Genomic DNA, 10,451 nt, shown 5'->3' on the forward strand with positions numbered 1-10,451 from the left:
GAATTCACCGATTCTCCCGCTTTCTATCTATGCCGCAGCAGTCAGCTGACGATTTTAAGCATCAGTTTATTAAAGGAAGGGAGGTCTTTCTCCAGCGAGAAATCGGGGTGCATGGCTTTTCTGCCAATCAGGCCATCAATAAAAGCAAAGAGAATAATGGTCGTTTCTTCGATATCAAGATCGGCGGCAAACTCGCCTGCATCAATACCTCTCTGGATGATCTTTGCGATCCCGCTGCGCATGATGCGATCGCTGGAGATAAAGGTTTCCCGCAGTGCAGGGTTGCGGGCCGACTCCGCAATGATCTCAACCCACAGATTGTGGGTAACGGGATAGCCAACATCGGATATGCAGTGCTGCACGAGGTCCACAAGGCGGATAAAATGCGCACCCTCGTAGGTTCGATCCTGGATCGCCAGCGCCGTTTTTTGCTCTTCCAGCACGATGGCGGCGATCAGCTCGTCTTTGCCTTTAAAGTAGGTATACATTGAGCCCTGGCTGATGCCCGCGCGGATTGAGATCTCTCTTACGCTGGTGGCGCTGAAGCCTTTTTCGGCGAAACATGCCGCCGCTGCGGTCAGCAATTTATGATACGTTTCCGACTCGTTAGACATATCTGGTTCTGAATCTCCCTGGATGATGGGCTGACTTTAACGTTGTTCACCCCAGCAGTCTATGCGTATTGCCTCGCAGAAGCGGGCAGGTCGCGCCTTCCGGACGCGACTTTATCGGCTGTAAAATACGTTATTCTTATTACCGTTATAAAGCGCTTAAATATAAATCCTGAGAAGATTTAACCCTTTCCATGGCGACGTAGGTTCTGAAACGGCGAACGTTGCCACCTTCAAAGAATAATTCTCGGGTGAGCCGCTCATATTCCTGCATGTCTTTAACTGCCAGAATTAAAACGAAATCAATATCGCCGGTTACATAATAACAGTGCTGAATCTGCGGGCACTTCATAAACCGTTCGCGAATTTCATCAAGTTCTTTTACCGCCTCATTCTCAACGGAGACATTAACAATAATCGTGTTATTTATTCCCAGCAGGTCCGGGGATAATATGCTTTTGTTATGGATAACGTAGCCGTTTGTTTTTAGCCGCTGTAATCGTTTAGCAACTGCCGGTAATGACAGGTTAATTTTCTCGGCAATTTCCCTCACTGGCGTGCTGTTATCATATTGAATTATATTGAGTATTTTTCTGTCGAATTCGTCTATTGATTTTAGCGATTTAGCCATCACCGTACCCTCAATTTGGCGGGGGAGAAAATTTCTCTTTTTTTGTCATTATTACGACAGCACTTATCTTATCGGGGATCATATATTCTCTCGGTCACTTTGACAGCAAGGATAGAGAGATGCAACTTCATATAAATGCTTCTGACCAACTGCTGAGTTCCCACGATGCACCGGAATGCGATCCTTTTGGAACTGAACATATTGCCGAAATAAATAACCGGCTTCGCTGTTTCGAGTATGCGGAAACGCCTCTTTATCGACTTAACGATCTGGCGCGTTCACTAGGTATTGCGGATCTTTATATTAAAGATGAAGGGCAGCGTTCCTCATTGCGCAGTTTCAAAACGCTGGGCGGCGCACATGCGGCGATCCGCCTGGTGCTGGACGTGGCGGAAAAAGCGCTGGGCCGAACAGTGACCGCAGCGGAAACAGACAGCCCGGAAGTCCGTGACGTGGCCCGGCAGATAACCATTACCTGCGCAACGGATGGCAACCACGGTCGTGCCGTTGCGGCGGCGGCCACGCGGCTCGGATGCCGTTCGGTGATTTATATCCATAAAGGCGTCAGCGAAAGCCGCGCGCAGGCGATAGCCGCGCAGGGTGCGGAGGTAATCCGCGTAGAGGGCAGCTACGACGACTCGGTGGCGTTTACCACCCGCAGCGCCGCAGAAAACGGCTGGTACGTAGTCTCTGACACCTCATGGCCCGGCTACGAAACCATTCCCACCTGGGTGATGCAGGGCTATTTGCCGATGGCGGATGAGCTGATGCAGCAGATTGCCACAGCGGGGAAATCGGCAACCCACGTTTTCCTGCAGGCGGGCGTGGGCGGGTTTGCCGCTGCGGTCGCCGCCCATATCCGCAGCCGCACCGGCGAGCGGCCACCAAAATTTATCGTGGTTGAACCCGAACGCGCGGCCTGCCTGTTTCACAGCAGCATCAGTAACCGTAGCGTCCGGGTTGATGAAAGCGATCCGACCGTGATGGGCATGCTCGAGTGCTACGAGCCGTCGCTGCTGGCGTGGAAAATCCTCGAAAAAACCGCCACGGCGTTTATCACCGTGGCCGACGAGTGCGGTCTGCACGCGATGGCACGCCTGGCCACGCCGCTGGGCAACGATCCGGCCATCCAGGGCGGCGAAAGCGGCGCTGCCGGTCTGGCCGGTCTGCACGCCTGCGCCGGTTCAGCCAGAGCGCGCGAACTGCTGGGCCTGGATCAGAACTCCGTGGTGCTGCTGATCAATACCGAGGGCGCGACGGATGAAACGCTGTATGCCTCGCTGCTGGAACAGGGAAGGGCGCGGCTATGACACCTGAAATCAACGGCGATCGTCTGCTGGCACGGCTGGAAGCGCTGGCCGCCATCGGCAGGAACCGCAGCGGCGAACTGACCCGTCTGGCGCTGAGTGATGAAGATACCCGTGCCAGAGCACAGGTAATGCAGTGGCTGGAGGAAGCGGGAGCCCGGGTGTGGATCGATCGTATTGGCAATATTCACGGTGCCTGCTCCGGCGAAAACGCGCAGCCAGCGGTTTGCACCGGGTCGCATATCGACACGGTGATTAATGCCGGGGAGCTGGATGGCAGCTACGGCGTGCTGGCCGGTATTGAGCTGCTGCAAACGCTTCACGAACAGGGGCTGAAACCCGCCACATCGATCGAAGTGATCGTCTTCACCAACGAAGAGGGCGTCAGGTTTACCCCGGACCTGCTGGGTTCACGGGTGATGGTCAAAGACGTCAGCCTCAGCGAGGCGCTGGCCGTGGAGTCACGGAGCGGCGAACAGTTTGGCAGCGAACTGAAACGCAGCGGCAGCACCGGCGATGTGGACCCCTGGCAGCATCTGCCGGGCAGCTTTGTGGAGCTGCATATCGAACAGGGGCCGCTGCTGGAGGCCACAAATAACAAGATCGGCATCGTTGAAGGCGTTCAGGGGCATTCGTGGTGGCAGGTTGAGGTGCAGGGACAGGCTAACCACGCCGGTACTACGCCGATGCATCTGCGGCGGGATGCCGGACAGGCAGCCATGCGTCTGGCGCAAAACCTGTCAGAGCACGCCACGCGGCAGAGTGTTCCCGCCGTGGCGACTGTCGGCACGTTGAGCCTGATGCCTGGCGCCATCAATGTTGTCCCAGGGCAGGCGCGTTTTACCGTCGATTTTCGCGATGCCAGCGCCGATGTACTGCGGCAGGCCGATATCCGCCTGCATCAGGAAGCCCGCCAGCTTGAGGACAACGGCTTTCGGGTGGATCTACGCAGCATCTCCCGCGCGGAGCCGGTGTTTTTCTCCGCCGACATCGTGGCGGCGATCGGTAATGCGGCGAGCGCAAGAACCTCGCGCACGCTGCGGATGATTTCCGGTGCGAGCCACGACGCACAAATGATATCGAGGATCTGCCCGACCGCGATGATTTTTGTCCCCAGCGTGGGCGGCATCAGTCATCACCCGGCAGAAGCCACCAACGCAGCCGACCTGATAATGGGCGCGCAGATCCTTGCCGACGTTGTCTGGGCGCTTGCCAATTAACTCTTCATTCAGACCGTTACCAGGAGTTCACTATGGAACTGGCCTTTCCAGCTCAGGAATTTGAAGCACGTTTGACCCGGGTGCAGGCAGAAATGCGTGAACATCAGCTTGATGCTTTGCTGGTCACTTCGCCGCCAAACTTCCGCTACTTCAGCGGTTTTGACAGCCAGTTCTGGGAAAGCCCGACCCGGCCATGGTTTTTCCTCATCCCCGCCGAGGGACTCTGTACCGCGATTGTTCCCGAAATCGGTGCGCCGCTTCTGAAGGGCAGCTGGATTGGCGACACGCTGAGCTGGCCGGCACCGTGCCCGGCGGACGACGGCGTGACGCTGCTGGCCGGTGCGCTGGAACGGCTGCCGAAGCGTTTTGGCCGCATCGGCATGGAGTTTGGCCGCGAATCCGCCGTACGCATGCCGCTGAACGATCTGTTCCTGCTGAAAGAACGGCTGACCGGTTTTGAACTGGTCGACGGCTCGCCCTGCATCTGGAATATCCGCGCCGTGAAGTCAGCGGCGGAAGTGGGGTATATCCATCAGTCCTGCACCGTGGTTTGCGACGCCTTCGATAAGCTGCCCAGCTATGCCCGCTGTGGCCTGAGCGAGCGCGAAATCGGCCAGCGGCTGACCGCCGATATCATCCTGGGCGGTGCGCACTCGGTGCCCTTTATGGCGGCGGCATCGGGCTGGGGCGGCTACGAACAGATTATCTCACGCCCGTCGGGCCGCACCCTGAACGACGGCGACATTCTGATTATTGACGTGGGGGCGACGGTCAACGGTTACTTCTGCGACTTCGACCGCAACTTTGGTTTTGGTCAGGTCCCGGATGCGGCGCTCAGAGCAAACGAAGCGTTGTGGGATGCCACCGATGCGGCGATCAAGCTGGCCGTGCCGGGCACCACCACCACCGATCTCTGGCGCTGCATGAGCGGCGTGCTGGAGAAGGCGGGTGCGCAGGGTTACAACGTGGGCCGCCTGGGTCACGGTCTGGGATTACAGCTGACCGAACCACCATCGCATATGCCGGGTGATAACACCGTTCTTCAAGAAGGCATGGTGATTACCATCGAGCCGGGTATGGAATATGCGCCGGGAAAAATGCTGGTTCATGAAGAAAATATTCATATCACCGCGTCCGGCCCGCAGATTCTGACCCGACGCGCGCCGCGTGAATTGATTGTTATCGGTCGTTAATTCTTTTTCTGACACATCAGGGGGTTCACCATGGCTCGTAAATATAAAATCACCACCGTTAAAGCGCTGCTGGCAATCACGCTTACCGGCCTGTTGGGCAGTGCGCAGGCGGCCGTAAACACCAAACAGGAAGGGGTGCTGAGCATCGGTTCCGACTTAACCTGGGCACCCTATGATTACCTGGTCGATGGCGAGGCTGCGGGTTTTGATGCGGATTTAATGAAGCAGATGGCGGCCTCGCTCGGCCTGAAAACCAGGACCGAAGATACGCGTTTTGCCAGCCTGATCCTTGGCCTTACCGGGCATCACTACGATGTGATCGCTTCGGCGCTGTATATCACCCCGGAGCGCGCGAAGCAGATTAACTACATTCCCTACCTGAAAACCGGCGGATCGTTAATGACGCTGAAAGGCAGCGAGTTTATGCCGCAAACGCAGAAAGACCTGTGCGGTAAGAAAGTCGCTTCGCTGAAGGGCGCGGCCTGGGTGCCGGCGCTGCATAAGCTCTCTGCCGGATACTGCGCGGAGAATAAGCTCGGGTCTATTACCGTGCAGGAATATCCATCTTCACCGCTGGCGGCTCAGGCACTGCTTTCGCGCGCGGCCGACGTACAGTTTGACGATGCCGCCGTCTCGCAGATGATGGTCGATCAAACCAAAGGACGTCTGCAAATCACGTCAAAAGAGATTCTGGAGCCGGTGATTATCGGTCTTGGCGTAGCGAAGGGTAACGACTCGCTGCTGAATGCCCTCACCTCGGCGCTGGAAGAGCAGAAGAAGAACGGCAACTATCAGGCGCTGCTGAAGAAATACAACCTCCAGGAACCGTCGGCGGAAGAGATTGCCGCCGCGTACAAAGGTTAACCCCCACCCAGCCCGGAGCCATGCACGGTGCATGGCTCCCAACTATTTTCTTGCGGAGAATGGGAAATGACCTTTGACTGGAACTATCTGCTGGGCCTGTTTGTGGACAAATCTTTCTGGCAGGCGACCGGAACCGTGGTTGAACTCAGCCTTTATGCCTGGGTGCTCGGCATTGTGTTTGGCTTTTTTCTGGCGCTGGCAAAGCAGTCAAAAAATCCATTCCTCAGCTACTTTGCCCGTGGCTACATCTGGTTTTTCCGCAGCCTGCCGCTGCTGGTCCTGCTGATTTTTGTCTACAACCTGCCGCAGTTTTTCGCCTCCACCAGTGCATTTTTGGGCAACCCGTTTATCGCCGGTCTGGTGGCTCTGGTGCTCAGTGAATCGGCATATATTGCCGAGATCCATCGCGGCGGGCTGCTGTCGATCCCGAAAGGCCAGCTGGAAGCCGGTAAGGCGCTCGGCATCCGTTACCCCGGCGTGCAGCGGTTAATCGTGGTGCCGCAGGCTTTTCGCGTGGCGCTGCCCACGCTGATTAACGAATACATCTCGATTGTGAAGCTGACTTCGCTGGTGTCGGTGATCTCTCTGGCGGAGATCCTGCTGGTGGGCGAACAGCTTTACACGCAGAACTTCCTGATCCTCGAAACGCTGACGGCGGTGGCATTTTACTATGTGCTGGTGGTGACGGTGTTCGGCCTGCTGCTGCAACAGATGGAAAAGCGCCTCGATATCGCCAGAAGAACGCCCGGCATGACCAGTGATTTTAACGTTCCCCCGGCACAGGTCGCCACCCGGCGCAGGCTGAATATTCAGCCTGAGGGAGAGTTTGCGCTGGAGCTGAAGCGCGGGCAGAAGTTCTACGGTGAAAATGAGGTGATCAAAAACGTCAGCCTGAAGGTGAAATGGGGCGAGGTGATTTCGATAATCGGCCCCTCCGGTTCGGGCAAGACCACGCTGATCCGCTGCCTGAACGGGCTGGAAACGCTGAATAACGGTGCCGTGTGGCTGCAAAACAAGCCGTTCCTGATCGGCTCCTGGTCCGGTGAAAAATATGATGAAAAGAATCATCTCGGCCGCATCGTCCACGTCGGCATGGTCTTCCAGGGCTTCAATTTATTCTCACACCTGACGGTGCTGGAAAACGTCATGCTGGCACCGCTTTATCACCGGCACGACACCCGCATCGCCATCCGCCTGCTGAGCCTGGCGATGCTGCAAAAAGTGGGGCTCGCCGAACACGCCAATAAATACCCGCATCAGCTCTCCGGCGGTCAGCAGCAGCGCGTGGCGATTGCCCGTGCGCTGGCCATGCAGCCTTCGGTGATGCTGTTCGACGAGCCGACCTCCGCGCTGGACCCTGAGCTGGTGGGCGAAGTGCTGAAGGTGATTGAGGAGCTGGCGAAGGAGGGCATGACGATGGTGATCGTGACCCATGAGATGAACTTTGCCTTCAGCGTATCGGACCGGATTATCTACATGGAGAAGGGCGAAGTGATACACGACGCCACGCCAGCGGAATTAAAACAGGACAGCCAGCCAGAAAGGCTACAGCGATTTATTGGCAGGGTGGGCTAACGCCTGCAACTCGCTACCGCATTCATCCACAGAACCATCGTCAGTTGTAAAAGGAGTGTTCTATGCCGTCATATCCCGCCGCTTATCAAAGCACCACCGGTTCGGCGTTAGATGTCGATCGCGATTTTTATCAGGCGCTGGCCGACGGTGAACGCCGGTTAATCCGTCAGGAGCTTGTGCCGATCCGCAGCGGATTTGCCTGGGAGGTTCCCGCCGGGCATCTGTTTCGTATCACTACCCCGGAAGGCCCGCAGGTTGGCGATCTGAATATCTGGAATCGCGATAACCCCCGTGAGCGGATGTGGGTTGCGCGCACGCGCCAGCTACAGCGCGCGCACCTTTCCACCTTCGATCGGCTGTGGTCAAACCTGCCGTTTCTGCGGCCGATAGCCACCATTACCGCAGACAGCCTGGCGGATTACGGCATCGACGAACACGGCGGGCGGGTGCACGATCTGCTGGGCACCCGCTGCGATCCCTACGTCAATAAAATGCTGACCGGGGAAGATTGTGATGTTCACTGCCACTCCAACCTGACGCGCGCGGTGCAGCCCTGGGGATTAAGTGAGTTTGACGTCCACGACGTGATGAACGTATTCCAGTGCACCGGGCTGAACGATGAGGATAAGTATTTTATGAAGGCCTGCCCGGCAAAGCGCGGCGACTACCTGGAATTCTTTGCCGAGATCGATCTGCTCTGCGCTATCTCCACCTGCCCGGGTGGCGATCTGTCGCTGGCGATGTGGGGGGACGAGGCGCAGGATACGCTGTCGGTCTGCCGTCCGCTGGGCATTGAGATCTATCAGCCCGATGCATCGCTGCTCAAAAACTGGCAGCCGCCGGTGTCGCCGGACTATCGCGGCAATCATGGCATCTGACCAACGATCACTGACGTACCTGCTATTACGCTGAATGCTTCCGCCAGATGCTGATTAAATAACGCTGAGATTATTCCCGGTTAATTTTCCGGGAATAGCTGCAAATTAATCCCTACGTTGTTTGTGGCGTAATTAAAACGACTTGATATTCCCGCACAATGTTATAATCCCGCCGAAAATTACCGCGCCCGCCGTCCGGCATTAAAAAATTATAGTTAATATTGAGGGAGTTATGCTTAGGCGTTTTTTTAGTTATTACGTACCTTACAAGAAGCTTTTTCTGCTCGATTTTGGCTGTGCCATTCTTGCCGGGCTGCTGGAGCTTTCCTTCCCGATGGCGGTTCGCGCCTTTATTGACAAGCTGCTGCCTGCCCAGGACTGGGTGATGATTATTGTTGCCTCGGTGGCGCTGCTGGCGATCTACCTGATTAATACCGGGCTGATGGCGGTGGTGAACTACTGGGGACACGCGCTGGGCGTCGGGATTGAAACCGATATGCGCCAGCAGGCGTTTCAGCATTTGCAGAAGCTGTCGCTGGGCTATTACGACAACGTGAAAACCGGCCACATTATTACCCACGTCACCAAAGATCTGGAAGAAGTGGGGGAAATCGCCCACCACGGCCCGGAAGATCTGTTTATTGCGGTAATGACCTTTATTGGTGCCTTTATTCTGATGGCGACGGTGCATATGCCGCTGGCGCTGATGACCATTATTATCGTGCCGTCGATGACCTGGCTGGTCAGCCGACACGGCAGCCAGATGACCAATACCTGGCGCAAGCTGTTTGGTCAGATCGGTGATTTCAACGCCCGCATCGAAGAGAGCATCGGCGGCGTGCGCGTGGTGAAGGCGTTTGCCAACGAGCATCAGGAAGAGAAGCTGTTTGCCCGCGATAACGTGAACTACAAAACCACCAAGCTGCAGGCCTACCGCATTATGACCGCCAGTATGACGCTGAGTTATCTCAGCACCCGTCTGGTTCAGCTGGTGATTATGGTGGCGGGCACGTGGTACGTGCTGAAGGGTGAGCTGAGCTACGGCGGGTTTATCGGTTTCCTGCTGCTGGTGGAGGTGTTCTTCCGTCCGGTGCAGAAGATTTCGTCGGTGATGGAGAGCTATCCGAAGGGGATTGCCGGTTTCCGCCGTTTCACCCAGCTGCTGGATACCGCGCCGGATATTACCGATAAGCCGGATGCACGCGTGGTCAGCTCGCTGAAGGGCGATATCGAGTTCGATAACGTTACCTTTGGCTACAGCGCTGGTTCGACGGTGCTGAAGGATTTGAATCTGACTATCCGCGCCGGTGAAACGGTGGCGTTTGTCGGGCCGAGCGGAGCGGGTAAAACCACGCTGTGCTCGCTGCTGCCGCGTTTTTACGACGTGCAGGAGGGGGCGATCCGGGTCGACGGTCTGGATATTCGCGATATGACTCAGCAGTCGCTGCGCGGTCAGATCGGGATTGTGCAGCAGGACGTGTTCCTGTTTGGCGGTTCGATTCGTGAGAATATCGCCTATGGTCGTCTGCACGCGACGGAAGAGGAGATCTGGCAGGCGGCGACCCGCGCGCGTCTGGCGGATTTGATCAACAGTTTGCCGGACGGTCTGGATACGATTGTAGGCGAGCGCGGCGTGAAGCTTTCCGGTGGTCAGAAGCAGCGTATTTCGATTGCCCGCGTGTTCCTGAAGAATCCACCGATTCTGATTCTGGATGAGGCGACGTCGGCGCTGGATACGGCGACGGAGCAGGCGATTCAGCAGTCGCTGTCCGAGCTGTCGGTGGGGCGTACGTCGCTGATTATTGCCCACCGTTTGACGACGATTCAGAATGCCGATCGGATTATTGTGGTGGACGATAGTGGGATTGTGGAGCAGGGCAGTCATAAGCAGCTGCTGGAGCGTCGCGGGCGTTATGCGCATTTGTATGATGCGCAGCTGACAAGGGCGTAGTTTTTTAGCGGTTTGGAGGTGGTGCAGCTACCTCCAGTTTTATCTGATGCTTGCTGTGACTGCTGTGACTGCGCGGACGGGTCGCGGCTACGGCTGGCGGTCCTCGCGCCGCTTCGCGGTACCCTCACTTCGTTCGTCAGCCTGTCGGACCGGCTCAGACGGCACATCCATGTGCCGACCGAGCCTTGCGCCCGCGTCCTGCGGGCTTATCCTGGCTTCCT

9 protein-coding genes are annotated in these 10,451 nt (G+C 56.8%); 7 read left to right on the forward strand and 2 right to left on the reverse strand.

The window, feature by feature from the left end:
• Positions 1 to 41 precede the first annotated feature (41 nt).
• Together IBT47_RS22855 and IBT47_RS22860 are read right to left on the reverse strand one after the other, a co-directional pair.
• Positions 42 to 614 (reverse strand): TetR/AcrR family transcriptional regulator, encoded by a 573-nt coding sequence (locus tag IBT47_RS22855; RefSeq protein WP_200563199.1) that lies wholly within the window; start codon positions 612 to 614, stop codon positions 42 to 44.
• A 145-nt stretch (positions 615 to 759) separates the two neighbouring features.
• Positions 760 to 1,242: an Lrp/AsnC family transcriptional regulator gene (locus tag IBT47_RS22860; protein WP_200563201.1), complete on the reverse strand. Its 483-nt coding sequence runs from the start codon at positions 1,240 to 1,242 to the stop codon at positions 760 to 762.
• Positions 1,243 to 1,361: 119 nt separating this feature from the next.
• Between IBT47_RS22860 and IBT47_RS22865 the strand changes: the two genes are divergently transcribed.
• From IBT47_RS22865 to IBT47_RS22895, 7 genes are all read left to right on the forward strand, one after another.
• Complete coding sequence (locus IBT47_RS22865; RefSeq protein WP_200563203.1) at positions 1,362 to 2,552, forward strand: diaminopropionate ammonia-lyase; 1,191 nt, start codon at positions 1,362 to 1,364, stop codon at positions 2,550 to 2,552.
• Positions 2,549 to 3,769: a M20 family metallo-hydrolase gene (locus IBT47_RS22870; protein ID WP_200563206.1), complete on the forward strand. Its 1,221-nt coding sequence runs from the start codon at positions 2,549 to 2,551 to the stop codon at positions 3,767 to 3,769. The genes IBT47_RS22865 and IBT47_RS22870 overlap by 4 nt, the downstream gene beginning before the upstream one ends.
• Before the next feature lie 32 nt (positions 3,770 to 3,801).
• Positions 3,802 to 4,962 (forward strand): Xaa-Pro peptidase family protein, encoded by a 1,161-nt coding sequence (locus IBT47_RS22875; RefSeq protein WP_200563208.1) that lies wholly within the window; start codon positions 3,802 to 3,804, stop codon positions 4,960 to 4,962.
• Between the two features lie 30 nt (positions 4,963 to 4,992).
• A complete protein-coding gene (locus tag IBT47_RS22880; protein ID WP_200563210.1) occupies positions 4,993 to 5,826 on the forward strand; it encodes a transporter substrate-binding domain-containing protein in 834 nt (277 codons plus the stop codon).
• 66 nt (positions 5,827 to 5,892) lie between these two features.
• Positions 5,893 to 7,401: an amino acid ABC transporter permease/ATP-binding protein gene (locus IBT47_RS22885; protein WP_105595740.1), complete on the forward strand. Its 1,509-nt coding sequence runs from the start codon at positions 5,893 to 5,895 to the stop codon at positions 7,399 to 7,401.
• A 62-nt stretch (positions 7,402 to 7,463) separates the two neighbouring features.
• Positions 7,464 to 8,279, forward strand: a complete 816-nt coding sequence (locus IBT47_RS22890; protein WP_200563212.1) for a DUF1989 domain-containing protein — start codon at positions 7,464 to 7,466, stop codon at positions 8,277 to 8,279.
• 232 nt (positions 8,280 to 8,511) lie between these two features.
• The gene (locus tag IBT47_RS22895) at positions 8,512 to 10,230 is read left to right on the forward strand and encodes an ABC transporter ATP-binding protein (protein ID WP_200563214.1); all 1,719 of its coding nucleotides are present in this window, start codon (positions 8,512 to 8,514) and stop codon (positions 10,228 to 10,230) included.
• The last annotated feature ends 221 nt before the right edge of the window (positions 10,231 to 10,451 follow it).

Origin of the sequence: Erwinia sp. S43, from assembly GCF_016624745.1 — a bacterium.
In the GTDB taxonomy this organism is placed as follows: domain Bacteria; phylum Pseudomonadota; class Gammaproteobacteria; order Enterobacterales; family Enterobacteriaceae; genus Erwinia; species Erwinia coffeiphila.

Excerpts from the sequence above, each read along its gene's own strand:
- IBT47_RS22875 (WP_200563208.1), top strand. The coding sequence starts at position 3,802 with ATGGAACTGGCCTTTCCAGCTCAGGAATTTGAAGCACGTTTGACCCGG.
- IBT47_RS22885 (WP_105595740.1), top strand. The coding sequence starts at position 5,893 with ATGACCTTTGACTGGAACTATCTGCTGGGCCTGTTTGTGGACAAATCT.
- IBT47_RS22895 (WP_200563214.1), top strand. The coding sequence starts at position 8,512 with ATGCTTAGGCGTTTTTTTAGTTATTACGTACCTTACAAGAAGCTTTTT.
- IBT47_RS22860 (WP_200563201.1), bottom strand. The coding sequence starts at position 1,242 with ATGGCTAAATCGCTAAAATCAATAGACGAATTCGACAGAAAAATACTC.
- IBT47_RS22870 (WP_200563206.1), top strand. The coding sequence starts at position 2,549 with ATGACACCTGAAATCAACGGCGATCGTCTGCTGGCACGGCTGGAAGCG.
- IBT47_RS22865 (WP_200563203.1), top strand. The coding sequence starts at position 1,362 with ATGCAACTTCATATAAATGCTTCTGACCAACTGCTGAGTTCCCACGAT.
- IBT47_RS22880 (WP_200563210.1), top strand. The coding sequence starts at position 4,993 with ATGGCTCGTAAATATAAAATCACCACCGTTAAAGCGCTGCTGGCAATC.
- IBT47_RS22855 (WP_200563199.1), bottom strand. The coding sequence starts at position 614 with ATGTCTAACGAGTCGGAAACGTATCATAAATTGCTGACCGCAGCGGCG.
- IBT47_RS22890 (WP_200563212.1), top strand. The coding sequence starts at position 7,464 with ATGCCGTCATATCCCGCCGCTTATCAAAGCACCACCGGTTCGGCGTTA.